This is a genomic window from Buttiauxella noackiae (assembly GCF_000737905.1).
Lineage (GTDB): Bacteria > Pseudomonadota > Gammaproteobacteria > Enterobacterales > Enterobacteriaceae > Buttiauxella > Buttiauxella noackiae.
Genome location: NZ_JPRU01000001.1, coordinates 1,239,747 through 1,264,469, shown reverse-complemented (window position 1 = coordinate 1,264,469; position 24,723 = coordinate 1,239,747). Strand labels below are relative to the sequence as shown.

21 protein-coding genes, 2 tRNA genes and 3 other RNA genes are annotated in these 24,723 nt (G+C 49.4%); 16 read left to right on the top strand and 10 right to left on the bottom strand.

Going from position 1 to position 24,723, the window contains the following annotated elements; all coding sequences use genetic code 11:
- Both rutB and rutA read right to left on the bottom strand, forming a co-directional pair.
- A complete protein-coding gene (rutB, locus tag IX31_RS05835) occupies positions 1–699 on the bottom strand; it encodes a pyrimidine utilization protein B (protein WP_034456273.1) in 699 nt (232 codons plus the stop codon).
- Positions 699–1,790 (bottom strand): pyrimidine utilization protein A, encoded by a 1,092-nt coding sequence (rutA, locus tag IX31_RS05830; RefSeq protein WP_034456272.1) that lies wholly within the window; start codon positions 1,788–1,790, stop codon positions 699–701. Before rutA ends, rutB begins: the two co-directional genes overlap by 1 nt.
- 252 nt (positions 1,791–2,042) lie before the next feature.
- On the opposite strand from rutA, the gene rutR reads away from it, so the two are divergent.
- Positions 2,043–2,687, top strand: a complete 645-nt coding sequence (rutR, locus tag IX31_RS05825) for an HTH-type transcriptional regulator RutR (protein ID WP_034457189.1) — start codon at positions 2,043–2,045, stop codon at positions 2,685–2,687.
- Here the strand turns inward: rutR and IX31_RS05820 are convergent.
- Both IX31_RS05820 and putA read right to left on the bottom strand, forming a co-directional pair.
- Positions 2,684–3,082, bottom strand: coding sequence for a lysozyme inhibitor LprI family protein (locus IX31_RS05820; protein ID WP_034456271.1), 399 nt, complete (start codon positions 3,080–3,082; stop codon positions 2,684–2,686). The two genes, rutR and IX31_RS05820, sit on opposite strands and share 4 nt — an antisense overlap.
- Positions 3,083–3,140: 58 nt before the next feature.
- A complete protein-coding gene (putA, locus tag IX31_RS05815) occupies positions 3,141–7,100 on the bottom strand; it encodes a trifunctional transcriptional regulator/proline dehydrogenase/L-glutamate gamma-semialdehyde dehydrogenase (protein ID WP_122973989.1) in 3,960 nt (1,319 codons plus the stop codon).
- A gap of 432 nt (positions 7,101–7,532) precedes the next feature.
- Between putA and putP the strand changes: the two genes are divergently transcribed.
- From putP to chbG, 11 genes are all read left to right on the top strand, one after another.
- Entirely contained in the window at positions 7,533–9,041 is a 1,509-nt protein-coding gene (gene putP, locus IX31_RS05810) for a sodium/proline symporter PutP (RefSeq protein WP_034456269.1), read from the top strand.
- Positions 9,042–9,197: 156 nt separating this feature from the next.
- On the top strand, positions 9,198–10,031 hold the full coding sequence (efeU, locus tag IX31_RS05805; protein ID WP_034456268.1) for an iron uptake transporter permease EfeU: 834 nt from the start codon (positions 9,198–9,200) through the stop codon (positions 10,029–10,031).
- A 61-nt stretch (positions 10,032–10,092) separates the two neighbouring features.
- Positions 10,093–11,217, top strand: a complete 1,125-nt coding sequence (gene efeO, locus IX31_RS05800) for an iron uptake system protein EfeO (protein WP_034456267.1) — start codon at positions 10,093–10,095, stop codon at positions 11,215–11,217.
- Positions 11,218–11,222: 5 nt separating this feature from the next.
- Entirely contained in the window at positions 11,223–12,506 is a 1,284-nt protein-coding gene (efeB, locus tag IX31_RS05795) for an iron uptake transporter deferrochelatase/peroxidase subunit (protein ID WP_034456266.1), read from the top strand.
- Between the two features lie 623 nt (positions 12,507–13,129).
- Positions 13,130–13,918 (top strand): phosphate starvation-inducible protein PhoH, encoded by a 789-nt coding sequence (phoH, locus tag IX31_RS05790; protein ID WP_034457187.1) that lies wholly within the window; start codon positions 13,130–13,132, stop codon positions 13,916–13,918.
- Between the two features lie 262 nt (positions 13,919–14,180).
- Positions 14,181–14,501: a PTS sugar transporter subunit IIB gene (locus IX31_RS05785; RefSeq protein WP_034456265.1), complete on the top strand. Its 321-nt coding sequence runs from the start codon at positions 14,181–14,183 to the stop codon at positions 14,499–14,501.
- Between the two features lie 86 nt (positions 14,502–14,587).
- Positions 14,588–15,946, top strand: a complete 1,359-nt coding sequence (chbC, locus tag IX31_RS05780; RefSeq protein WP_034456264.1) for a PTS N,N'-diacetylchitobiose transporter subunit IIC — start codon at positions 14,588–14,590, stop codon at positions 15,944–15,946.
- Between the two features lie 64 nt (positions 15,947–16,010).
- Positions 16,011–16,358 carry a PTS N,N'-diacetylchitobiose transporter subunit IIA gene (gene chbA / locus IX31_RS05775; protein ID WP_034456263.1) on the top strand — a complete coding sequence of 116 codons (348 nt, stop codon included), beginning with the start codon at positions 16,011–16,013 and terminating at the stop codon, positions 16,356–16,358.
- Positions 16,359–16,370: 12 nt separating this feature from the next.
- The gene (chbR, locus tag IX31_RS05770; protein ID WP_051880561.1) at positions 16,371–17,207 is read left to right on the top strand and encodes a transcriptional regulator ChbR; all 837 of its coding nucleotides are present in this window, start codon (positions 16,371–16,373) and stop codon (positions 17,205–17,207) included.
- A gap of 107 nt (positions 17,208–17,314) precedes the next feature.
- A complete protein-coding gene (locus tag IX31_RS05765; RefSeq protein ID WP_034456262.1) occupies positions 17,315–18,658 on the top strand; it encodes a 6-phospho-beta-glucosidase in 1,344 nt (447 codons plus the stop codon).
- Positions 18,659–18,703: 45 nt separating this feature from the next.
- The gene (gene chbG, locus IX31_RS05760) at positions 18,704–19,465 is read left to right on the top strand and encodes a chitin disaccharide deacetylase (protein ID WP_034456261.1); all 762 of its coding nucleotides are present in this window, start codon (positions 18,704–18,706) and stop codon (positions 19,463–19,465) included.
- A gap of 118 nt (positions 19,466–19,583) precedes the next feature.
- Here the strand turns inward: chbG and IX31_RS23770 are convergent.
- From IX31_RS23770 to IX31_RS05750, 5 genes are all read right to left on the bottom strand, one after another.
- A non-coding RNA gene (locus IX31_RS23770) (RtT sRNA) lies at positions 19,584–19,718 on the bottom strand.
- Positions 19,719–19,763: 45 nt separating this feature from the next.
- A non-coding RNA gene (locus IX31_RS22240) (RtT sRNA) lies at positions 19,764–19,898 on the bottom strand.
- Between the two features lie 45 nt (positions 19,899–19,943).
- Positions 19,944–20,031, bottom strand: a tRNA-Ser gene (locus IX31_RS05755).
- Between the two features lie 396 nt (positions 20,032–20,427).
- Positions 20,428–20,562, bottom strand: a non-coding RNA gene (locus IX31_RS22235) — RtT sRNA.
- A gap of 45 nt (positions 20,563–20,607) precedes the next feature.
- A tRNA-Ser gene (locus tag IX31_RS05750) sits at positions 20,608–20,695 on the bottom strand.
- 206 nt (positions 20,696–20,901) lie between these two features.
- Here IX31_RS05750 and ghrA point away from each other — a divergent pair.
- The 4 genes from ghrA to IX31_RS05730 all read left to right on the top strand — a co-directional run bounded on the left by ghrA (position 20,902) and on the right by IX31_RS05730 (position 23,837).
- Positions 20,902–21,843 (top strand): glyoxylate/hydroxypyruvate reductase GhrA, encoded by a 942-nt coding sequence (gene ghrA / locus IX31_RS05745; RefSeq protein ID WP_034456260.1) that lies wholly within the window; start codon positions 20,902–20,904, stop codon positions 21,841–21,843.
- An 81-nt stretch (positions 21,844–21,924) separates the two neighbouring features.
- Positions 21,925–22,662, top strand: a complete 738-nt coding sequence (locus IX31_RS05740) for a phosphatase (RefSeq protein WP_034456259.1) — start codon at positions 21,925–21,927, stop codon at positions 22,660–22,662.
- Positions 22,663–22,700: 38 nt separating this feature from the next.
- Positions 22,701–23,255, top strand: a complete 555-nt coding sequence (locus IX31_RS05735; protein WP_034456258.1) for a TorD/DmsD family molecular chaperone — start codon at positions 22,701–22,703, stop codon at positions 23,253–23,255.
- 102 nt (positions 23,256–23,357) lie between these two features.
- Positions 23,358–23,837, top strand: coding sequence for a DUF1097 domain-containing protein (locus IX31_RS05730; protein ID WP_034456256.1), 480 nt, complete (start codon positions 23,358–23,360; stop codon positions 23,835–23,837).
- Between the two features lie 44 nt (positions 23,838–23,881).
- On the opposite strand, the gene csgG is transcribed toward IX31_RS05730, so the two are convergent.
- Positions 23,882–24,715, bottom strand: coding sequence for a curli production assembly/transport protein CsgG (gene csgG, locus IX31_RS05725; protein ID WP_034456255.1), 834 nt, complete (start codon positions 24,713–24,715; stop codon positions 23,882–23,884).
- Positions 24,716–24,723 lie beyond the last annotated feature (8 nt).

Below are 24,723 nucleotides of genomic sequence, written 5' to 3'. Positions count from 1 at the left end.
TCAGGCAATGCGGGCGAAAGATTGTGGCTGCAACGCCTGGCAAAATGTGCCGACGTCACTCACCCAACCAAAGAAGGTTTCGATATTGAATAAGGCAGCTTGCTGCGCAAAAGCAGGCCCGGCTTGATGGGTGGCATCGGCAAGCACTACGCCAAAGTATTCAAGGAAAAAACCGTCGCGCAGTGTTGATTCCACGCAGACATTGGTGGCGATACCGGTGAATACCAGGTGGCGAATACCGCGTGAACGCAGAATGCTGTCGAGTTGAGTGTTAAAGAAACCGCTGTAACGAGGCTTTGGCAGAATGATATCGCCGCTCTGCGGTACCAGCTCATCCACGAGCTGGTAGTCCCAGCCACCCTTAGCCAATAGCGTTCCTTGTAATTCCGGCTGCTTACGCATAGTTTTCAGCGCATTAGATTTGTGGAAGTTTGGCGAGCCGGGCCCGCCAGCTTCAACGTAATCGCTATCCCACCCGTTCTGGAACCAGACAATTAGCATTCCCGCTTCGCGTGCAGCTGCAACGGCGGTTTTAATATTTTCGATAACGGGTTTAGTTGCTGAAACATCAAACCCGGCAAGATCGAGATAGCCGCCTTTACTTGCATAAGCGTTTTGCATATCCACGACAATCAGTGCCGTCTGTTCAGTTGCGAATGTAATGGCTTCCGGGCGTGCCTCCAGAGTGATGTTTTTCATTACGCCACCTCGCGGGTTGATGGGGAAAGGTACGCGCGCGATTTCATCAGCGGCTGGATTTTTTCACCAAAGGCTTCAATACCACTCAGGAAATCATCAAAGGTTAGCAGTACCCCTTCAGCCCCAGGCACGCTTGCTACTTCGTCCAGCAGGCGGGCGACCGTGGCGTAAGAGCCAACCAATGTGCCCATATTGATATTCACCGCTGAAGTGGGGTCAGCCATTTGCCGTACGTTAGTGTTGGTGCCTGAACGGGTGTCTTTCTGGCTCTGTTCGGTAAGCCATGCCAGAGCTTCTTCATCGGCTCCGTCTTTGTAGTGTTCCCATTTTTCGCGGGCGGCTTCGTCGGTTTCATCGGCGATAATCATAAACAGCACGTAGGAGCCGACATCGCGCCCGGTTTTCTCAGCCGCTTCCATCATGCGTGCGGCAGTTGGAGCAAACGCGGTTGGCGTGTTAACGCCTTTGCCAAAGCAGAAGTTGTAGTCGGCGTATTCGGCGGAGAAGGCCATGCCCGCGTCGCTTTGCCCGGCACAAATCATTTTTACCGGTTGGGCGGGGCGCGGGCTTAAACGGCAGTCGTTCATGGTGAAGAACTCGCCTTTTAAATCACTTTGCCCGGTTCCCCATAAATCGCGCAGTACGGTGGCGTATTCAGACAGGTAGTCATAACGGCGAGCGAAGTATTCATCGCCCGGCCAGATCCCCATTTGCTCGTATTCTGGTTTTTGCCAGCCGGTCACCAGATTGACGCCAAAACGCCCCGGCGCGATGGAGTCAATGGTTGATGCCATCCGCGCCACAATGGCGGGTGGCAAGGTCAGCGTGGCGGCAGTGGCGTAGATCTGAATTTTGGAGGTCACCGCTGCAAGGCCGGCCATCAAGCTGAACGATTCGAGATTGTGATCCCAGAACTCCGTTTTGCCACCAAAGCCACGCAGCTTAATCATCGAAAGGGCAAAGTCGAAATCGTAGTATTCCGCTTTTTGCACAATCGCTTTATTAAGCTCAAAAGTGGGCATGTATTGCGGCGCAGTCGTGGAGATTAACCAGCCGTTGTTACCAATAGGAATAAATACGCCAATTTTCATCACGGGCCTCTCATTCAAGTGGGTAGCCATTTTCGAAAGAGATATTGCAAACCTGATGCCAGGTTAGAAAATGCTTTTGTTATCATTATGTTGATTATTAGTTTCTATTTTGATGGTGCAAAAAACCAGACTGTTTGGTCAAAACGAGTGCACAAAAAACAGGCGTTCGTGCGCGTTCAGGGTGCATACAACGCGCACTTATTGCGAGGTCTTTGCTATGCTGTCGGGCAAAACAGAACGATGAGAGGGCGCATGGCACAAGGTGCGGCAGCAACCAAAGAAACCGGACGGCGTACAAAAGCGGTAGCGGCGAAAAAGCAGGCTATTCTGGCGGCAGGACTGGAGTTCTTCTCCCAATTTGGCATTCACGGCACCAGTATTGAACAGATAGCTGAGCGTGCGGATGTGTCAAAAACAAACCTTCTCTATTACTACCCTTCCAAAGAAGCGCTCTACATTGCGGTGCTTAAGCAGATCCTTGATATCTGGCTTGCCCCTTTGCGTGCGTTTCGCGAGGATTTACAGCCGCTGGTGGCGATAGGTGAATACATCCGGCTAAAACTGGAAGTTTCCAGAGATTACCCGCAAGCCTCGCGTCTGTTCTGCCTTGAGATGCTGCAAGGTGCGCCATTGCTGAAAGAGGAATTGAGTGGCGATTTGAAAGCGCTGGTTGATGAGAAATCGGCGATCATTGCCGGTTGGGTTGAGAGCGGAAAGCTGGCGGCGGTCGATCCGCACCATTTGATCTTTATGCTGTGGGCCACCACGCAACACTATGCTGACTTTGCAAGCCAGGTTGAAGCGGTGGCGGGTAGCAATTTAAACGATGAAGTATTTTTCCGCCGCACGGTGGAAAACGTGCAGCGAATGATTATTGAAGGAATTCGAGTGCGTTAATTCGCGTTTGAATGGAAGACACAGCTCAGATCGCCTTCTTCGCACTGGAGCGTGCTTTTCAGCAATTCAGTGCGCTCGCGAGTTTTATCCGCCATACATTGCGCATGCACCATCGGTGCGATGGATGCGCCGTCAGCGCCAGATGCTAAGAATGCACAGTCGGCATCGCGAAACGTAATCCACGCATTTTGTGCCGCTTTGAGCTGGGTTTTCTGGGTATCCGTGGCGAGTTTCATTGCTTCTTTGTAAGCTTGATTAAGTAAATCATCCTGCTTTTTATATTCGTTACTGGCGCACTCGTTAAGCCCGGCTTGTGAAGTTGCCGAGTCGCAGCTATCCGCCAGAACGTTTGCGCTTAGCAACAGACCCATCATCAGTAAACAAAGGCGTTTCATCATCACTCCTTAAATAAAAAAGGCTCCAGGTAAGGAGCCTTTTTAGCTTAATGAAACCTTAGCCGATTGTCATCAGACTGGCGTTACCGCCCGCTGCTGCGGTATTCACACTTAGCGAACGTTCAACGTATAAACGTTCCAGTAGCAGGTTGGTTTCCCCGCGTGCAAAACCTTGTACGGAAACAATAGCGCCATCGCGGGCTGCCACTTTCTCGCACAGGGCGCGTAACTGGTCGGAATCACCGTGATAAATCACCGCATCAAACGGCTGGGTCAGTAACATATCTTCTTTCGCGAAATCGATATGTTTCTGTACCTGAGCCGGTAGCGCTTTTGCCAGTTCGCGATGCAGTTTGTCATCAGCCCATAGCACACGACTGCCCACGCTTGTGACCGCTGCCAGTTGCACCAGTACGTCCTGCTCATTATCTGCGATACACAATACTTGCTCACGTGGCATAAGGGCATAGGTGTTACGTTCACCCGTTGGCCCTGGTAACTGGCGTAACGTACCGCTTTGCGCCAGTTGCGCGAAGCGTGCGCAGATAGCAGGCAATTCACCTTTTTTTACCGCCCATTGCGCTAATGCCTGATGAGTTTCCTGAAGGCTGGCTTTAAGCGTGGAGTCCACCGGTAGTTCAGTATCCTGGCGGTTAAAGGTGGTTTGCAGCGCGTTGTCCGGACGGTTTGCCAGCAGGCGATACAGATATAGTGGGCCACCAGCTTTCGGGCCGGTCCCCGATAAACCTTCTCCACCAAATGGCTGCACACCGACGACCGCACCAACCATATTGCGGTTGACGTACATATTACCAACGTGTGCAGAACCGGTGACCTGAGCAATGGTTTCGTCAATACGCGTATGTACGCCAAGCGTCAGGCCATATCCCGCCGCGTTGATTTGGTTAATCAGCGTTTCCAGGTTGTTGCGGTTATAACGCACCACATGCAGCACCGGGCCAAACACCTCTTTTTGCATCTCATCGAAGCTTTCCAGCTCAATCAATGTAGGTGCGACGAAAGTACCGCTCTGCCACTCTTTCGCATCCACGCTGTTTTCACGAGCAGCCTGGAATACTTTGCGGCCTTTACTGCGCAGCGTTTGAATATGTTTCTCTATATTCTCTTTTGCTTCGGCGTCGATAACCGGGCCGATGTCCGTGGTTAAGCGGCCAGGGTTACCCATACGACATTCCGCCATCGCACCGCGCAGCATTTGCAGCGTGTGGTCGGCGACATCTTCCTGGATACACAACACGCGCAGTGCGGAACAACGTTGGCCTGCGCTATCAAAGGCCGAGGCCAGCACATCAACAACCACCTGTTCGGTAAGCGCTGAAGAATCGACGATCATTGCATTCAGGCCGCCGGTTTCGGCAATCAGCGGCGTTGGGCGACCTTGTGGATCAAGGCGGTCAGCAATGTTGCGTTGCAGCAAGGTAGCCACTTCTGTGGAACCGGTAAACATCACGCCACGTACGCGGGCATCGCCTGTTAACTGTGCGCCAACGGTTTCACCACGGCCAGGCAGCAGTTGCAGTACGCCCGCAGGCACACCGGCTTCCAGCAGAATATTAACACCGAGGGCGGCAATCAGCGGGGTTTGCTCAGCAGGTTTTGCCAGCACACTGTTACCGGCTGCGAGGGCCGCAGCAATTTGCCCGGTAAAGATAGCCAGAGGGAAGTTCCACGGGCTGATGCAAACGACCGGGCCAAGTGGGCGGTGAGTTTCGTTATCGAAATCATCGCGTACCTGGCCCGCGTAGTAATGCAGGAAATCCACGGCTTCACGCACTTCGGCAATTGCGTTGCTAAAGGTTTTACCGGCTTCACGTACCAGAACGCCAATCAGCTTCTGCATCTGGCCTTCCATCATCACCGCCGCACGCTCAAGGATTGCAGCGCGTTCTTGCGGTGGGGTGGCGAACCAGATTGGTGCATTGTTAACGGCACTCACGAGTGCTTGTGAAACTTCTTCTTCAGTGGCTTCACGCGTATAACCCACGATATCTGTCGGTTCCGCAGGGTTTTTCACCGCTACCATATCGCCTGGAGCAACGGCATTTTCCAGAATCGGCAGCGCCTGCCATTTTTGTGCCGCACTGTTAAGTAGGGCAGAGGAGAGGGAGGCGAGGCGATGTTCGTTCGCCAGATCCAGACCGCTGGAGTTGGTACGATTCGCGCCGTAAAGCTCTTTCGGTACAGCGATTTTAGGATGTGGCAGACCGAGTTGGCCTTCTTTAACCGCGATTGCTTCAATGGCGGTTACCGGATCGGCAACCAGTTCATCAAGCGGTAGCGTGTTGTCGGCAATACGGTTAACAAACGAAGTATTCGCGCCATTTTCCAACAGGCGACGCACCAGGTATGCCAGCAGTGTTTCGTGGGTGCCGACAGGTGCATAAATACGGCAAGGGCGATTGAGTTTACCGTCGGCAATTTTACCCACCACTTGATCGTAAAGTGGTTCACCCATGCCGTGCAGGCACTGGAATTCATACTGGCCTGGATAGTAGTTTTGCCCGGCCAGGTTGTAGATTGCCGCCAGTGTATGGGCGTTGTGCGTCGCAAACTGCGGGTAAATCAGGTTTGGTACTGCCAACAGTTTTTTCGCGCAGGCCAGATAAGAGATGTCGGTGTAAACCTTGCGGGTATAAACCGGGTAGCCTTCCAGCCCGTCCATCTGGGCGCGTTTGATTTCGCTGTCCCAGTACGCGCCTTTCACCAGACGTATCATCAGGCGGCGACGGCTGCGGGTTGCGAGATCTACCAGGTAATCAATCACAAACGGGCAGCGTTTTTGGTATGCCTGAATCACGAAACCAATGCCGTTCCAGCCGGCTAATTCAGGTTCGAAGCAGAGTTTTTCCAGCAGATCGAGAGAGATCTCCAGGCGATCGGCCTCTTCGGCGTCGATATTAATGCCGATATCATACTGGCGCGCCAGCAGTGTCAGGAATTTCAAGCGTGGGTACAACTCTTCCATTACACGATCGTACTGCGCACGGCTGTAACGCGGGTGCAGTGCGGAGAGCTTGATGGAAATACCTGGGCCTTCATAAATGCCACGCCCGTTAGAGGCTTTACCAATCGCGTGAATCGCTTGCTGATAAGAAACCATGTAAGCCTGTGCATCGGCTTCAGTAAGTGCTGCTTCACCCAACATATCGTAAGAGTAGCGGAAACCTTTCTCCTCGAGTTTGCGTGCATTAGCCAACGCTTCGGAAATGGTTTCGCCGGTTACAAACTGCTCGCCCATCAGGCGCATCGCCATATCCACACCTTTGCGGATTAATGGCTCACCGCTTTTACCGATGATGCGGTTCAGGGATGTCGACAGACTCGCTTCATTGTGGGTGGACACCAGTTTGCCGGTGAACAGCAGACCCCAGGTGGCAGCGTTCACAAACAGTGATGGGCTGCGGCCAATATGCGAGTGCCAGTTGCCGTTGCTAATTTTGTCGCGGATTAACGCATCGCGCGTGGCTTTGTCCGGGATGCGCAGTAACGCTTCGGCCAGACACATCAACGCCACACCCTCTTGTGAGGAAAGTGAGAATTCTTGCAGCAAACCTTGTACCATGCCCGCCCGGCCTGATGCGCTCTTCTGATTACGAAGCTTTTCAGCGAGTTGGTAAGCCAGTTTGTGAGTTTGTTCAGCAATATTCAGTGGCAAACGCGCCTGTTCCAGAATCATTGGCACCGCATCGGTTTCCGGGCGGCGCCAGGCTGCGGTGATAGCTGCGCGAGTAACAGACTGAGGAAGAATTTGTTCTGCAAAATCAAGGAACGGCTGGTGTGTTTCTTCAACGTGCGGGGCAGCTTCTTCGCTTTCATTCGCGGCACCAGCCAGCATGGCCGGAAGTTCTGGTAATTCATCGTTATTTTCCAGGCGTTCGAGATAATTAAAAATCGCCTGTTTAATTAGCCAGTGTGGTGTGCGGTCGATACGTGAAGCGGCGTCTTTAATGCGCTCGCGGGTTGCGTCGTCCAGTTTTACGCCCATGGTGGTGGCCATGCCAGTAACTCCCATACCCGTTATCACTCGGGTAAATATTGAAGGGTTGATAAAAGTTATGCGGCAATATCTATCATGTTGCAACTTTGTGCAACCTTGTTAAATGTGAGCCAGCCAGCAAGCTGGGAAAAGAGTGAATTGTTAAATCAAAAATTAGAAAGTGAGCGGGTTAATCCTTCATGAGCAGGAAGATTTAACGGGCATAGTTAACGTTTTTTGTAGGTGCAACCGCTCAAAAGCGTGAGCGAGTGCAACCTCCCGAAAAAAGCTATTTTTTGTACGGTGAATTTATTGTGAATGTTGTGTTAAAACGTTTGTGAATAAAAAAGCTTCCAGCAGGAAACTGTCGCGAAGTGAAATGACTATAAATAAACCGAGCTACGTTCCGGCACGGTAATACCGGGTAACACCGGAATAATCTGGAGAACTTGCATGACCATGAGTACACCAATGCTGGTGACATTCTTCATCTATATCTTTGGCATGATATTGATTGGGTTTATCGCCTGGCGTTCAACCAAAAACTTTGATGACTACATTCTGGGCGGTCGCAGCCTGGGTAGTGTGGTCACCGCATTATCAGCGGGCGCTTCCGACATGAGCGGCTGGCTGCTGATGGGCTTGCCTGGCGCTATCTTCCTTTCCGGTATTTCGGAAAGCTGGATTGCCATCGGCCTGACTGTGGGCGCTTACATCAACTGGAAACTGGTCGCCGGACGTTTGCGTGTTCATACCGAGGTGAACAACAACGCACTGACACTGCCTGATTATTTCACCGGACGTTTTGAAGATAAAAGTCGTGTATTGCGTATTATCTCCGCGTTAGTGATTCTGCTGTTCTTCACTATCTATTGTGCGTCTGGCATCGTGGCCGGGGCGCGTCTGTTCGAAAGCACCTTTGGCATGAGCTACGAAACCGCGCTCTGGGCGGGTGCCGCGGCAACTATCATTTATACCTTTGTTGGTGGCTTCCTGGCTGTAAGCTGGACGGACACCGTTCAGGCGAGTTTGATGATTTTCGCCCTGATTTTAACGCCGGTGATGGTGGTGATAGCGGTTGGTGGGTTTGATGATTCGATGATGGTTATCAAACAAAAGAGCATTGAAAACATCGATATGCTCAAAGGGCTCAACTTCGTCGCAATTATCTCTTTGATGGGTTGGGGTCTGGGCTACTTTGGTCAGCCACATATTCTTGCGCGCTTCATGGCGGCAGATTCACATCACACCATCGTTAAAGCGCGTCGCATCAGTATGACGTGGATGATTTTGTGCCTGGGTGGTGCGTGTGCCGTGGGCTTCTTTGGCATTGCTTACTTCTCCAATAATCCATCACTGGCAGGCGCGGTTAACCAGAATAGCGAGCGTGTGTTCATCGAACTGGCGCAGTTGCTGTTTAACCCATGGATTGCGGGCATTTTGTTGTCGGCAATTTTAGCTGCGGTGATGTCCACGCTGAGCTGCCAGCTGCTGGTCTGTTCCAGTGCAATCACTGAAGATCTGTATAAAGCGTTCTTCCGTAAAGATGCGGGGCAAAAAGAGCTGGTATGGGTAGGGCGCTTTATGGTGTTGCTGGTGGCTCTTATCGCCATCGCCCTGGCGGCTAACCCGGAAAACCGCGTTCTGGGTCTGGTCAGCTATGCATGGGCAGGCTTCGGTGCCGCATTTGGCCCGGTTGTACTGTTCTCGGTAATGTGGTCACGAATGACGCGTAATGGCGCGCTGGCTGGCATGATCATCGGTGCGCTGACCGTAATCGTCTGGAAACAGTTCGGCTGGCTCGGCCTGTATGAAATCATCCCAGGCTTTATCTTCGGCAGCATCGGCATTGTGGTGGTAAGCCTGCTTGGTAAAGCACCAAGTACCTCAATGCAGAAACGCTTCGCGGAAGCGGACGAGATATACCACACCGCACCGCCAACGAAGTTACAACCTGAATAATCCTGCAAGGGCCGCAAATAGCGGCCCTTTTTACAAGTGTTCATAAATAACTAAATTCTCCTCTTGTGTTTATTTTTGCGGTAATGATAATCACAATCGTTCTGGTTTACTTTTCTTTACGTCTTTTGACCTGGGTTCACAGTTGGGGTGTCAGTAATGTTTGTCCCGTTTCTCATTATGTTACGCGAAGGCCTGGAAGCCGCGCTGATTGTTAGCCTGATTGCCAGCTATCTGAAGCGTACTCAACGCGGCCAGTGGATTGGCGTGATGTGGATTGGTGTTGTGGCGGCGGCTGCACTTTGCTTAGGCCTGGGCATCTTTATTAATGAAACCACCGGTGAGTTCCCGCAAAAAGAGCAGGAGCTATTTGAAGGCATTGTGGCCGTCATCGCGGTCTTTATTCTGACCTGGATGGTGTTCTGGATGCGCAAAGTGTCGCGCAATGTGAAAGGGCAGCTTGAGCAGAAAGTCGACGAAGCGCTACACAGCAAAGGCAACCACGGTTGGGCGCTAATTTTAATGGTGTTCTTCGCCGTCGCCCGTGAAGGGCTGGAGTCGGTATTCTTTCTGCTGGCTGCGTTCCAGCAGGATGTGGGCATCATGCCACCACTTGGTGCGATGCTTGGTCTGGGCACCGCGATTGTGCTTGGCTTCTTACTTTACTGGGGGGGTATTCGTCTGAACCTTGCCGTGTTCTTCAAATGGACCAGCCTGTTTATTTTACTGGTGGCAGCAGGTCTTGCAGCGGGTGCAGTTCGTGCATTCCACGAAGCGGGACTTTGGAATCACTTCCAGGATATCGCTTTTGACCTCAGTAATGTTCTTACCACTCATTCTCTTACCGGAACGCTGTTGGAAGGGATCTTTGGTTATCAGGAAACGCCAACTGTCAGTGAAGTCGGGATGTACTTTATTTACCTGGTTCCCGCGTTGGTACTGTTCTTTATTCCACCACGTATTAACACTCAAGCGACAAATAGCGTTCGCTAATAATATTGCGGCGCATCTCGTCGCTTAGTTACAACATACTTTTGTTTGAAAGGGATTGGCCATGAATACACACTTCCGTCTTAAGGCGCTGAATGTTGCGCTGGTTGCTCTTGTTTCTACTGCTTTTACGGCCCATGCGGCTGATGTTCCTCAGGTAAAAGTCACTGTGACTGATAAACAGTGCGAACCGATGAACATTACGGTTAACGCCGGTAAAACCCAGTTCATCATTCAAAACAACAGCCAGAAAGCGCTTGAGTGGGAAATCCTCAAAGGGGTGATGGTAGTTGAAGAGCGTGAGAACATCGCACCTGGTTTCTCTCAGAAAATGACCGCTAACCTGCAAGCTGGCGAATACGATATGACTTGTGGCCTGCTAAGCAACCCTAAGGGCAAGCTTATCGTTAAAGCGGCGGGCGATCAGACTGCACCAAAAAACGACCTTATGGCACTGGCCGGCCCAATCACCGAATACAAAGCTTATGTGACTGCGGAAGTTGCAGAATTGGTTAAAGGTACAAAAGCCTTTACTGACGCTGTGAAAGCCGGCGATATCGAAAAAGCGAAATCCCTGTATGCGCCGACACGCCAGCATTACGAGCGCATCGAACCTATTGCTGAACTGTTCTCCGATCTCGACGGTAGTATTGATGCCCGCGAAGATGATTACGAGCAGAAAGCGAACGATCCGAAATTCACCGGTTTCCACCGTCTGGAGAAAGCGCTGTTTGGTGATAACTCCACCAAGGGCATGGAAAAATATGCCGATCAGCTCAACAACGACGTGTTGGATCTGCAAACGCGTATTTCTGAGCTGGCATTCCCGCCGAGTAAAGTTGTGGGCGGTGCAGCGGGCCTGATTGAAGAAGTCGCGGCGAGCAAAATCAGTGGCGAAGAAGATCGCTACAGCCGTACTGACCTGTGGGACTTCCAGGCAAACGTCGATGGTGCACAGAAAATTGTTAACTTGCTGCGCCCGTTACTGACTAAAGACAACGCTCCGCTGCTGGCAAAAGTGGATGCCAACTTCAAGAAAGTTGACACTATTCTCGCTAAGTACAAAACCAAAGACGGTTACGAGACTTACGACAAACTGACCGATGCTGACCGCAATGCACTGAAAGGGCCAGTAACGGCACTGGCGGAAGACTTGTCACAACTGCGTGGCGTACTGGGTCTGGACTAAGTTTTATGGAAGAAAAAACTAAACACGGCGGCCATCTTCCGGCGCGCCGTCGGTTACTGAAAAGCCTGGGCGCGCTTGGTGGCGCCCTTGCCGTTACCGGTGGTTGCCCGGTAGCGCATGCTGCAAAACAAGAAACCTCACCCGGAACCTTGCCCCCTGATGCACGCATGGAAAAGCAACCGTTTTACGGTGAGCATCAGGCTGGCGTACTGACTCCACAGCAAGCGGCAATGATGTTGGTTGCCTTTGATGTGCTGGCCAGTGATAAAGCTGACCTTGAGCGTTTATTCAAGTTACTGTCTGCGCGTTTCGATTTCCTCACTACGGGTGGGCCTGCTCCGGATACCCCTAATCCGCGGATGCCACCAATGGATTCAGGGATTCTCGGTGCGCAGATTTACCCTGATAACCTGACTTTCACGCTCTCTGTAGGGACATCGCTATTCGACGATCGTTATGGTCTTAAAGGACAGATGCCGAAGAAGTTACAAAAGATGGAACGCTTTACGAACGATTCGCTCGATGCCAGCTTGTGTCACGGGGATTTATTGCTGCAAATCTGCGCCAATACCGCCGACACGGTTATCCATGCGCTGCGCGATATCATCAAACACACGCCAGATTTGCTAAGTGTGCGTTGGAAGCGGGAAGGGTTTATCTCTAACCACGCAGCGCGTAGTCGCGGCAAAGAAACGCCTATCAACCTGTTAGGGTTTAAAGATGGTACGGCCAATCCCAACAGTGAAGATAAGCCGCTGATGGATAATGTGGTATGGGTGACGGCAGACCAGCAGGAACCCTCATGGGCGGTAGGTGGCAGCTATCAGGCAGTGCGTATTATTCAGTTTCATGTTGAGTCCTGGGATCGAACGCCACTAAAAGAGCAGCAAACGATTTTTGGCCGCGATAAACACAGCGGCGCGCCGCTAGGTATGAAGAATGAGCACGACGAGCCTGATTATGCAGCCGATCCTGACGGTAATGTGATTGCGCTTGATGCTCATATTCGTCTGGCGAACCCGCGCACCAAAGAGACGCAGTCCAGCCTGATGATGCGCCGTGGTTACAGCTATTCGCTGGGTGTATCAAAGTCCGGGCAACTGGATATGGGATTGTTATTTGTCTGCTTCCAGCATGACCTTGAGAAAGGTTTTTTGGCTGTGCAGCAACGTCTTAATGGCGAAGCGCTGGAGGAGTACGTGAAGCCGATTGGCGGCGGGTACTTCTTTGTATTGCCGGGTGTTGTGGATAAGCAGCATTATTTAGGGCAGGGGCTTTTAGAAGCTTGATTTAATCATTTTGGAATGACTCTCATCCTGACCTTCTTTTTTGAAAGAAGGCTGGGGTGAGGGCGTTCTACTCTCACGTCAAACACCTCTCTTTCTATAATTCTTCTCCTGCTAATTTTTCAATTGCTAACAATTTGCCTGCCTGGTATTCATTCAATTTCTCTATGACTATACCTTTGATATAAAAGTGTAATATTTTTATGTCATAAATTTGATAAGCGAATGACGAAACGCGAATGTTGATTTAAAGTAAAATAAAAGTTGCAATTTAGATAATTTTTGATGTAATTAAAGCACGAGCGGTAGTTCCCGGCTGTGAATCTTAATCACAATGGAGATCGCGAATGGTAGGGTCCTGTACTGGACGATTGAACAAACATCTTACCCGCACAAATCAGCGCGGAGGCATCTCCTCCGGCTTCGCTATCTTCACCGCTAAAAACCCTGAATCCACAATCAATCAATGTATTAACGATGCGCTAAGCGGCGTAATTCGTCTAACTGGTGCATCCTCTCAACCGGCAGTTCATGGCTTAAAAGGAAGCCAAACCTCATCCGTTAGTGAACATAATCGCGCACTGTGCTGTGGCGCGGGAAATGAAACCAACTGTAAGGTGCCATCCATGGGAAGACAGAAAGCAGTGATCAAAGCTCGTCGTGAAGCAAAACGTGTGCTGAGACGGGATTCGCGTAGCCATAAACAGCGCGAAGAGGAATCGGTCACAACGCTTGTGCAGATGAGCGGCGTTGAATCTATCGGTATGGCAAGAGATTGCCGTGATAACTCACCGATAGCGGCGCGAAATGAGGCTCAGGAGCACTATCTTAACGCCATCGAGAAAAAGCAGCTGATATTCGCCACCGGTGAAGCCGGGTGCGGCAAAACGTATATCAGTGCGGCGAAAGCCGCTGAGGCCCTGATACATAAGGATGTCGACAGGATAATTGTCACCCGCCCGGTTCTGCAAGCTGACGAAGATCTCGGCTTCTTACCCGGGGATATTTCGGAAAAATTCGCACCTTATTTCCGCCCGGTGTATGACATCCTGGTGCGACGTTTAGGGTCGTCTTTTATGCAGTACTGTCTGCGTCCCGAAATTGGCAAAGTAGAGATTGCGCCGTTCGCCTATATGCGTGGACGTACCTTCGAAAATGCGGTGGTTATTCTTGATGAGGCGCAGAATGTTACCGCAGCGCAAATGAAAATGTTCTTAACGCGCCTTGGGGAAAACGTGACGGTCATCGTCAATGGCGATATCACCCAATGTGATTTGCCACGGGGTGTTCAGTCCGGCCTGAGTGATGCTCTGGCACGTTTTGAAGAAGATGAGATGGTAGGTGTGGTCCGCTTTGGCAAACAAGATTGTGTGCGCTCAGCCCTTTGCCAGCGCGCATTGAATGCCTACGACTGATTTCTGGTGTGAAAGAATTGTAAAGCCCAAACTCTGTTTGGGCTTTTTTCTTTGCGCGAATTATTTACCCAAAATGTGAAGGGTATCAAAACGGATGGTCAAGGAGAGACAATTTTAGGCCTCACAATATTATTCCCCGCCTGCGTGTTGCCGTATACTTCTCTCAACAAGAAACAATCAGAACTTTCCAATCAGTCCCTTTTGCAGGCGTGGGTTGTGCTGATTTCAGACATGCAGGCTGTTGCAACGTGAGGAATTTATTATGACTAAAAGACGTATCTACCTATTTTGTTCTGCCGGGATGTCCACCTCATTGCTGGTATCAAAAATGAAGGCGCAGGCAGAGAAGTATGAAGTGCCTGTAATTATCGAAGCCTGGCCTGAAACTCTGGCTGCTGAAAAAGGCAAGGATGCGGATCTGGTATTACTTGGACCACAAATCGCTTATATGCTGCCAGAAATTCAGAAAGTATTACCAGGTAAACCGGTAGAAGTTATTGATTCAGCAATGTACGGCAAAATTGATGGGTTAGGCGTGCTGAAAGCAGCTGTCGCATCTATCAAGAAAGCAGCAAACAATTAATTTTATATTTTGTTTTATTTTTCCGTCAAAGAACGACCTTACACAACCTGGCCGCAAGAATCTTGCGGCAATAAAGGAAATTACAAATGAGTAAAGTCATTGATTCACTTGAGAAGATATTGCTTCCTTTCGCAGTGAAAATTGGGAAGCAACCGCACGTCAACGCAATTAAAAATGGTTTCATCAAATTAATGCCATTGACCCTTGCCGGGGCCATGTTTGTATTAATCAATAACGTATTTCTGAGTTTTGGCGCTGGTTCATTTTTTTATTCCCTAGGTATTCGTTTAGATCCCTCAACCATTGAAACTCTTAATGGGTTAAAAGCCATTGGCGGCAACGTATATAACGGTACGTTAGGTATTATGTCGCTAATGGCTCCTTTTTTCATTGGTATGGCACTTGCTGAGGAACGTAAAGTTGACCCTCTTGCAGCCGGTTTATTATCCGTTGCGGCATTTATGACCGTTACACCCTATAGCGTAGGCGAAGCTTATGCTGTTGGCGCTAACTGGTTAGGTGGTCAGAATATTATTTCCGGTATTGTTATTGGTCTGGTTGTCGCGGAGCTATTTACTTTCGTCATCCGTAGAAACTGGGTTATTACTTTGCCAGATAGTGTGCCGACATCGGTATCACGTTCTTTCTCTGCATTAATTCCAGGCTTTATTATCCTGTCTATTTTCGGGATTATTTCCTGGCTGCTGGCAAATCACGGTAGCAACTTCCACCAGATCATTATGGACTCCATTTCTACGCCGCTGGCGTCGATGGGTGCGGTAGTGGGCTGGGCGTACGTAATCTTCAACTCCCTGCTGTGGTTCTTTGGTGTGCATGGTTCACTGGCGCTTACTGCGCTGGACAACGGCATCATGACCCCGTGGGCGCTGGAAAACATCGCAATTTACAACCAGTATGGCTCTGTACAGGCGGCACTTGACGCGGGTAAACAGTTCCACTTCTGGGCGAAACCAATGCTCGACTCCTACATCCTGTTGGGTGGTTCTGGTGCGACACTGGGCTTAATTATCGCCATCTTCATGGTTTCACGTCGTGCCGATCACCGTCAGGTTGCGAAACTGGCATTGCCATCAGGCATCTTCCAGATTAACGAACCTATCCTGTTTGGTCTGCCAATCATCATGAACCCGGTTATGTTTATCCCGTTCGTACTGGTTCAGCCGATTCTGGCAGCCATCACGCTTGCGGCTTACTCTCTGGGAATTATTCCACCGGTCACCAACCTGGCCCCGTGGACGATGCCTACCGGCTTGGGCGCCTTCTTCAACAGTAACGGTAGTATTGCAGCACTGTTAGTTGCACTGTTTAACCTGGGTGTTGCGACATGTGTCTACATTCCGTTCGTTATCCTGTCTAACAAAGCGCAGGCTGTAATTGAAGAAGAAGAAAGCGAAGAAGATATAGCTAACGCACTGAAATTCTAATGTTAAGTTTTGGCTGGGGATGGCCCCCTGTCCCCAGCCACTTTGAACACACCGGGAGATTGAGATGTTTGATTTGGATAGCGCAGTAGAAAACGAAGTAGATACTGACGATCTTGAAGAAGTTGTAATGGGTTTAATCATTAACTCTGGACAAGCCCGCAGCCTGGCATACGGCGCACTGAAAATCGCTAAAACCGGTGATTTTGAAAAGGCATGGGAGTTGATGGCACAGTCTCGTGAAGCACTGAACCAGGCACACCTGGTACAGACCAAACTGATTGAAGGTGACCAGGGCGAAGGCAAAACTAAAGTTAGCCTGGTGTTGGTTCATGCACAGGATCACCTGATGACTTCTATGCTGGCGCGTGAGCTGGTGACAGAACTTATTGAGCTTCACGAAAAAATAAAATAAGTTGGAGTCCCTATGCAGCCACCGGTAATCAGTATGGAAATCAACACGGCACGCGAGAGTCAGCTTTTTGATGGTCAACATTTCCACATGTTCATCCACAACAAAGTCGAAAGTGTCTCCGGGCTGCATCAGCATGATTATTACGAATTCACGGTGGTATTGACGGGACGTTATTATCAGGAAATCAACGGTAAACGTGTGCTGTTGGAAAGAGGGAGTTTTGTTTTCATTCCACTCGGCTCTTATCATCAAAGCTTTTATGATTTTGGTGCGACTCGAATTCTGAATGTTGGTATTAGCAAGGCTTTTTTCGAACAACATTATTTACCGTTATTCCCAGCATATTTTATTGCGTCACAGGTTTATCAAATTAAGAATGAGTTTTTGACTTATATTGAATCTGTGACTGCTTCATTAAACTTCCGTCAGGGCGAGTTTAGTGAGTTTCTCGAAATGGTGACGTTTTATATTGTGAACCGTCTGCGTCACCATAAAGAATCTGAGTCAGGTGGTGATATTCCAGGCTGGCTAAAAAATACTGTCGAGTTGATGCATGGCAAGTCAATGTTTGGTGATAAAGCATTAGTGAATATGGTGGAGTTGTCCGGTAAGTCACAGGAATATTTAACCCGTGCTACACAGCGCCACTATGGAAAAACACCGATGCAAATTATCAATGAGATAAGAATTAATTTTGCTAAGAAACAACTGGAGATCACTAACTACTCTGTCACCGATATTGCTTTTGAGTCAGGTTACAGTAGTGCCAGTATGTTTATTAAAAACTTTAAAAAGCTAACGTCATTTACACCGCAGCATTATCGGAAGCAGTTATATAGCATTAAGTGATTTTATTTATATCCTGTAAATGTATTAGTGAGGGTTAAATATAATCTTCAATAATACATCTATATTTCTGTATTAATTACAGTGCAAATACTTGTACCGGAGTTCCTATGAGTAAAAAATTGAAAGTCGTCACAATTGGTGGTGGGAGCAGTTATACCCCTGAATTACTCGAAGGTTTTATTAAACGTTACGATGAATTGCCGATTAGTGAATTATGGCTGGTTGATGTCGAAGCCGGTAAAGAGAAACAAGATATTATCTTTGATCTTTGCTTACGCATGATTGAACGCGCAGGTGTACCGATTGCACTGTATAAGACTCTCAATCGTCGGGAAGCCCTGGTTGATGCCGATTTCGTTACTACACAATTGCGTGTTGGGCAACTTAAAGCCCGTGAGCTTGATGAGCGTATTCCGCTAAGCTACGGCTATTTGGGCCAGGAAACTAACGGTGCGGGTGGCTTGTTTAAAGGCCTGCGTACGATTCCGGTGATTTTCGACATCATTAATGATGTGAAAGAGATTTGTCCGGACGCATGGGTCATCAACTTCACTAACCCGGCCGGCATGGTAACCGAAGCGGTTTATCGCCACACTGACTTCAAAAAATTCATCGGTGTTTGCAACATTCCCGTGGGCATGAAAATGTTCATTAAAGATGTGTTGAAACTTGCACCAACAGATGAGTTGAATATCGATTTGTTCGGCCTGAACCATATGGTCTTCATCAAAGATGTCATCGTTAACGGTATCTCTCGCTTTGACGAGCTGCTCGATGGCGTGGCGTCCGGCACCTTGACCGCAGGTTCGGTGAAAAACATCTTTGATCTGCCGTTCAGTGAAGGTCTGATTCGTTCTCTGCGCCTGCTGCCGTGCTCTTATTTGCTCTACTACTTCAAGCAAAAAGAGATGTTGGCCATCGAAATGGGCGAGTTCTACAAAGGTGGCGCGCGCGCAACGGTTGTGCAGAAAGTCGAGAAGCAACTGTTCGAGCTGTACAAAGACCCTGCGTTGAATGTGAAACCTAAAGAGCTGGAGCTGCGTGGCGGGGCTTACTACTCTGACGCAGCTTGTGAAGTTATCAGCGATATCTATAACGACAAGCAAAGCGAGCACTATGTTAACGTGCCGCACCACGGCCATGTTGATAATATTCCTGCTGACTGGGCGGTCGAAATGACCTGTACCATCGGTCGTGATGGTGCAACCCCAAGCTCGCGCATCACTCATTTTGATGAAAAAGTGTTGGGCCTGATTTACACCATCAAAGGGTTTGAAGTGGCGGCCAGTGAAGCGGCGCTTAGCGGGAACTTTAATGATGTTCTGCTGGCACTGAATTTAAGCCCGCTGATTCATTCTGATAAAGATGCCGAGAAAATTGCTCGCGATATGTTGTTAGCGCACGAAGCTAATCTGCCAAACTTTGCACAAGCTATCGCTGCACTTAAATAACTGGAGGCCCTCCCTGTAAAGGGAGGGCTGCTTACCGAGGCGACAATGGATAAGTTATTAATTGTTAACGCGGACGATTTTGGGCTGTGTAAGGCACAAAATTACGGAATTATTGACGCATTCACCCACGGTGTAGTGACGTCTACCACCGCGATGGTTAACGCCGCAGGTATTGAACATGCTGTTGCACTCAGTGCAAAACATCCTGGTCTGGCTGTTGGGATGCACTTTGTACTGACATTAGGCCGGCCACTTTCTGCCATGCCGGGCCTGGTTGATGAAAAGGGCGAGTTGGGCAAATGGATCTGGCAGCGAGCGGAAGAAGACACGCTGCCGCTTGCAGAAATTGAGCATGAACTTGAATGCCAGTTTGCGAGATTTATCGAGTTATTTGGCCGTATGCCAACACATATCGATAGCCATCACCATGTTCATATGATCGCGCAAATTTACCCAATTGTTGAAGCGTTCGCTAAAGAAAAAGGTGTCGCAATTCGTTTTGATTACGATGCTGCCGCGCCACAAGGTTTAGAGTGTCAGGGCGTTAAAACACCAGAGGGTTTTGACAGCGGGTTTTATGGCGATGCAATCTCAGAAACGCTTTTCCTGAATACCCTGGATCGCGCAATGTCGCGTGGTGAAAAATCACTGGAAATTATGTGTCACCCATCATTCATTGATAACACCATTCTTGCGAGCAAGTATTGCTATCCGCGTCTTGCCGAACTGGATGTGCTGACCTCCGCTTCGCTAAAATATGCGATAGCAGAACATGGCTACCGTCTGGGAACGTTTAAAGATCTTTGAAAGGGCTTATCGACTGGGCAACGGAGAGAACCGTTGCCCTTTTTGTCTTTACGACAGGAAATGACAAAAGATGGGCGAAAAAAAGTCTGAATGTGAATTCAGACTTTTTTTTGGAATGTGGCGGTGAGAGAGGGGCTGACTCGCTGCGCTCACCCTGCGGGCGTCATGGTCGCAAGCGCCCCTGACGTCCAAATGCTAAAGCATTTGTCGAACCTCGGGTCGAGGGTTCTCACCCTCTCTCCACGAATTACGGGCGAAAAAAAAGTCTGAACGTGAATTCAGACTTTCTCTTGGAATGTGGCGGTGAGAGAGGGGCTGATTCGCTGCGCTCACCCTGCGGGCGTCATGGTCGCAAGCGCCCCTGACGTCCAAATGCTAAAGCATTTGTCGAACCTCGGGTCGAGGGTTCTCACCCTCTCTCCACGAATTACAGGCGAAAAAAAAGTCTGAATGTGAATTCAGACTTTCTTCTGGAATATGGCGGTGAGAGAGGGGTTCGAACCCTCGATACGTTGCCGTATACACACTTTCCAGGCGTGCTCCTTCAGCCACTCGGACACCTCACCGTTTTGAATCTGTTGCCAACATCATGGGGCAACGGGGCGCTACTATAGGGAGTAGGCCGCATTCGGTCAAGTTTAATCTTCTGTTTCTATACCGTTTGGTCAAGGTGTGAGCGATGGTTGAACTTTAAGTTCGCTTCATCTACCCAATGTATTCTTGGTGGCAAATTACAGGCGAAAAAAAAGTCTGAATGTGAATTCAGACTTTCTCTTGGAATGTGGCGGTGAGAGAGGGGCTGATTCGCTGCGCTCACCCTGCGGGCGTCATGGTCGCAAGCGCCCCTGACGTCCAAATGCTTTAGCATTTGTCGAACCTCGGATCGAGGGTTCTCACCCTCTCTCCACGAATTACAGGCGAAAAAAAAGTCTGAACGTGAATTCAGACTTTCTCTTGAAATATGGCGGTGAGAGAGGGGCTGATTCGCTGCGCTCACCCTGCGGGCGTCATGGTCGCAAGCGCCCCTGACGTCCAAATGCTAAAGCATTTGTCGAACCTCGGGTCGAGGGTTCTCACCCTCTCTCCACGAATTACAGGCGAAAAAAAAGTCTGAATGTGAATTCAGACTTTCTTCTGGAATATGGCGGTGAGAGAGGGGTTCGAACCCTCGATACGTTGCCGTATACACACTTTCCAGGCGTGCTCCTTCAGCCACTCGGACACCTCACCGTTTTGTTGTCCCCTGACATCTGGGACGGGCGCTAATGTAGGGAAAAGAGCAGCCTGCGTCAATTCACTTTTAAGTAAATCTGGTGCGTTAAGCCAAACTTCAAGCAACCTGCTTCTTAAAACAGCATTACACGCTGATTTTTTATTACATTCATCTCATGTATTGTTTAAGGCTGCGCGTAAGCCTAAGAATAAATGGAGAAAGCATGGACATTATTTTTCATCACCCAACATTTAATACGCAACTTTGGCTGGAGGGCATGCAGCAGCAACTTCCTGGTGCCACGGTTCGCCAATGGCATCCGGGTGACACCCAGCCTGCGGATTACGCCCTGGTGTGGCATCCCCCGGTAGAAATGCTCAGTGGACGCGAGACGCTGAAAGGGGTGTTTGCATTGGGAGCGGGTGTGGACTCTATCCTAAGTAAGCTTCAGGCGCATCCGGATATGCTGCCAGCAGGTGTACCGCTATTTCGCCTGGAAGATACGGGTATGGCGCTGCAGATGCAGGAATACGCGGTGAGTCAGGTATTGCACTGGTTCCGTAGGTTTGATGATTATCAGGCATTAAAACAGCAGTCAAAATGGCAGCCGCTGGATGATTATCGCCGTGAAGACTTTACTATCGGCCTGCTTGGCGCGGGTGTACTGGGTGGGAAAGTGGCAGAAAGCCTGGCGGCCTGGGGTTTCCCGGTGCGTTGCTGGAGCCGCAGCAAAAAAGAGTATCCTGGCGTAACGAGTTTTGCGGGCACTGAACAACTGGGTGACTTCCTCAAAGGCACTCGTGTATTGATTAACCTGCTACCGAATACTCCGCAAACTGTAGGCATTATTAACAGCCAGTTGCTCAATCAACTTGCGGATGAGGCTTTCGTTATGAACCTGGCGCGTGGCGTGCATCTGGTTGAAAGTGATTTGCTCGCCGCTCTTGAGAGCGGAAAAGTGAAAGGGGCCATGCTCGATGTTTTCGCCAAAGAGCCGCTTCCTGTGGAAAGCCCGCTGTGGAAACACCCGCGTATTGCCATAACACCTCATCTGGCAGCCGTCACCCGTCCTCAGGAGGCAATGGAATATATTGCCAAAACGATTCGCCAGATTGAAAACGGTGAGTCGCCGAGTGGCCAGGTTTCTTTGCATCACGGTTATTAGTGCACAGCCCGGCTTGAGCCGGGCTAAAAAACCACGGTGATAACTGCTATCCTTGCGAGAAAGACATAAAAGGAGAGAGCCATGTATCCCGTTGACCTGCATATGCACACCGTCGCCAGCACCCACGCCTATAGCACCCTTCATGACTACATTGCGATTGCTAAAAGCAAAGGTATCAAGTTGTTTGCCATCACCGATCACGGCCCGGACATGGCTGACGCGCCTCATTACTGGCACTTTGTGAATATGCGCATCTGGCCACGAATGGTCGATGGTGTCGGTATTTTGCGTGGTATCGAATCCAATATAAAAAATACTGCGGGTGAAATTGACTGCACCGGGCCGATGTTGGACTCGCTGGATCTGATTATTGCCGGTTTCCACGAACCTGTTTTCCCGCCTCAGGATAGTGCTACTCATACCGAAGCGATGATTGCCGCAATGGCGAGTGGCAATGTCCACATTATTAGCCACCCAGGCAACCCCAAATTCCCGGTCGATATCCCCGCAATAGCGCAAGCGGCAGCAAAATATAATGTCGCGCTGGAGCTTAATAACTCCTCATTTACTCATTCACGTAAGGGCAGCAGCCCGAACTGCCGAGCGATTGCTGCCGCAGTGCGTGACGCCGGTGGCTGGTTATCGTTGGGTTCAGATTCCCACACCGCTTTTACTCTCGGGGATTTTGATGAGTGCCGCAAAATTCTTGACGAAGTTGAGTTCCCGGAAGATCGTATTCTGAATGTTTCAGTCGCCCGTATGCTTGGTTTCCTCGAAGCTCGCGGTATGACGCCAATCGAAGAGTTCGCCACACTTTAATTTCTATTTGTTAAATCTCTACTAAATGGATCGTTAGCATGAATGAGTTTTCAATTATTTGCCGTATTTTAGGATCACTTTATTATCGTCAGCCTCAGGATCCGCTTCTGGTTCCCTTGTTGACGATGATCCGTGAAGGCAAGCTGGCAGAGCACTGGCCGCTGGAACAAGATGAGTTGCTGACTCGTCTGCAACACAGCTGCGATCCTCAACAACTGGCTGCTGATTACAATGCGCTATTTGTTGGTGAAGAGTGTAGCGTGCCGCCTTATCGTTCAGTATGGGAAGCAGGCAGTAATGAGGGCGATGTGCGTGAGTTTCTAAAACAACGTGGTATGCCGCTTGCCGAAACCCCTGCCGATCATTTTGGTACTTTGTTGCTGGCTGCCTCCTGGCTTGAAGATCAGTCACAGGAAGATGAGTTTGAGGCGCAAGTTCGCTTGTTTGACGACTATCTGATGCCTTGGGCTGGCACCTTCCTTGGCAAAGTCGAAGCGCATTCTACAACACCGTTCTACCGCACACTGGCGTTAATCAGCCGCGAAGCCATTCAGGCAATGCGCGATGAACTGGAAGAATCCGACGACGAGTAATGTGATTTAAATCACAAATAAACTGCAACTTTTATTTTAGGTTTACAAAAAATGTGCGGCAGATCGTGGTCGAACGATAAGGCTCTGCTATGATGTGCCGCTATGAACATACTTATCTCTCTTGCATTGACCACCGGTATTCTCTCTGGCCTCTGGGGTTGGGTTGCGGTGAGTCTTGGCTTAATCAGTTGGGCAGGCTTTCTTGGTTGCACCGCATATTTTGCGTGTCCACAAAGTGGTATCAAAGGTCTTTTCATTTCTGCATGCACACTCTGCAGCGGCGTATTATGGGCTCAGGTCATCATTCACGGTAGTGCGATAGCACCTCACCTGGAGATTTTGGGCTACATGGTTACGGGCGTTGTGGCATTCCTTATGTGTATTCAGGCCAGGCATATGTTGCTCTCGTTTGTACCGGGCACATTTATTGGTGCTTGCGCGACCTTTGCAAACCACGGTGAATGGCGGATTGTAGTGCCTTCTTTATTGCTAGGCCTTGTATTTGGTTTTGCGATGAAAAATAGTGGACTGTGGCTTGCAGCACGGAAAACGAAGTCTGAAACTCAAATGATTGCCAAATAAATAAAAAAACCAGCCGAGGCTGGTTTTTTATTATCTGTTGATTATCAAGATTCAGGAGGGACGGACATCTCTCTGTATTTAGCCAGTATCGGATTGTTAATATCTTTCGGATTTTGTAAATCCCACAAGCCGCGATTAATACCATCATTAACCAGATAAATAACCCCTGTTTCTATTGCTGACATCAGACACATCATGACAGGTTCATTGGTGGTGTAGCCGATTTCACCTTCCAGTAATCGTTGATAATCCACGAAACGGAATACCCCGGCCTGCACTTCATAAGACAAAATTGTTTTGCTGGTATTGACCGATGACAATACTTCACCGGTACTCACATTTACTACACGTAAGTTCACTGCTATTTGATCAAGCTGATATTGTGTCTCGCCACCGATACCAAAGTAGCGTGCGCCAACACCGCCCGATTTCACGTTGCTTTCATAACCGATAATTGAACCTTCAACCATCACGTTTGCCGCTATTAGAGAATCTAGTGGTCTACGGTTGTTCTCTGCAACGGTGCCATTTTCCTGCGCTGCGCGAATGATCTTACGTTCGTTTAACAGGTTTTGCAGGCCCTGACGTTCCAATGGAACAAACCAGCGTGAATCTTTTAAAGCAGTAACCAACATAGAGGTTGCACTCTGTGGTACCGCGGTTGAGAAGTTACTTGCAGGGTAAGGTTTAAATTGCCCTGTTTCATCCTGAATATTATAAACCGAGACAAACAACTTACCTTTCGATTCCGGTAAATGGGTTAAATCACGATAACTTTGTGCCCGAGGCATGAGTGTAGGTTTCGCAGCTTCTTTAGGTGGCGCGGTTAAACAGCCACTCAATAAACACACCGCTACGATAAGAAATAAACGCTGCATGATGTTTA

Bases quoted from the DNA above. Each gene is read 5' to 3' on its own strand.
- rutB (WP_034456273.1), bottom strand. From the start codon at position 699: ATGAAAAACATCACTCTGGAGGCACGCCCGGAAGCCATTACATTCGCA.
- rutA (WP_034456272.1), bottom strand. From the start codon at position 1,790: ATGAAAATTGGCGTATTTATTCCTATTGGTAACAACGGCTGGTTAATC.
- rutR (WP_034457189.1), top strand. From the start codon at position 2,043: ATGGCACAAGGTGCGGCAGCAACCAAAGAAACCGGACGGCGTACAAAA.
- IX31_RS05820 (WP_034456271.1), bottom strand. From the start codon at position 3,082: ATGAAACGCCTTTGTTTACTGATGATGGGTCTGTTGCTAAGCGCAAAC.
- putA (WP_122973989.1), bottom strand. From the start codon at position 7,100: ATGGCCACCACCATGGGCGTAAAACTGGACGACGCAACCCGCGAGCGC.
- putP (WP_034456269.1), top strand. From the start codon at position 7,533: ATGACCATGAGTACACCAATGCTGGTGACATTCTTCATCTATATCTTT.
- efeU (WP_034456268.1), top strand. From the start codon at position 9,198: ATGTTTGTCCCGTTTCTCATTATGTTACGCGAAGGCCTGGAAGCCGCG.
- efeO (WP_034456267.1), top strand. From the start codon at position 10,093: ATGAATACACACTTCCGTCTTAAGGCGCTGAATGTTGCGCTGGTTGCT.
- efeB (WP_034456266.1), top strand. From the start codon at position 11,223: ATGGAAGAAAAAACTAAACACGGCGGCCATCTTCCGGCGCGCCGTCGG.
- phoH (WP_034457187.1), top strand. From the start codon at position 13,130: ATGGGAAGACAGAAAGCAGTGATCAAAGCTCGTCGTGAAGCAAAACGT.
- IX31_RS05785 (WP_034456265.1), top strand. From the start codon at position 14,181: ATGACTAAAAGACGTATCTACCTATTTTGTTCTGCCGGGATGTCCACC.
- chbC (WP_034456264.1), top strand. From the start codon at position 14,588: ATGAGTAAAGTCATTGATTCACTTGAGAAGATATTGCTTCCTTTCGCA.
- chbA (WP_034456263.1), top strand. From the start codon at position 16,011: ATGTTTGATTTGGATAGCGCAGTAGAAAACGAAGTAGATACTGACGAT.
- chbR (WP_051880561.1), top strand. From the start codon at position 16,371: ATGCAGCCACCGGTAATCAGTATGGAAATCAACACGGCACGCGAGAGT.
- IX31_RS05765 (WP_034456262.1), top strand. From the start codon at position 17,315: ATGAGTAAAAAATTGAAAGTCGTCACAATTGGTGGTGGGAGCAGTTAT.
- chbG (WP_034456261.1), top strand. From the start codon at position 18,704: ATGGATAAGTTATTAATTGTTAACGCGGACGATTTTGGGCTGTGTAAG.
- ghrA (WP_034456260.1), top strand. From the start codon at position 20,902: ATGGACATTATTTTTCATCACCCAACATTTAATACGCAACTTTGGCTG.
- IX31_RS05740 (WP_034456259.1), top strand. From the start codon at position 21,925: ATGTATCCCGTTGACCTGCATATGCACACCGTCGCCAGCACCCACGCC.
- IX31_RS05735 (WP_034456258.1), top strand. From the start codon at position 22,701: ATGAATGAGTTTTCAATTATTTGCCGTATTTTAGGATCACTTTATTAT.
- IX31_RS05730 (WP_034456256.1), top strand. From the start codon at position 23,358: ATGAACATACTTATCTCTCTTGCATTGACCACCGGTATTCTCTCTGGC.
- csgG (WP_034456255.1), bottom strand. From the start codon at position 24,715: ATGCAGCGTTTATTTCTTATCGTAGCGGTGTGTTTATTGAGTGGCTGT.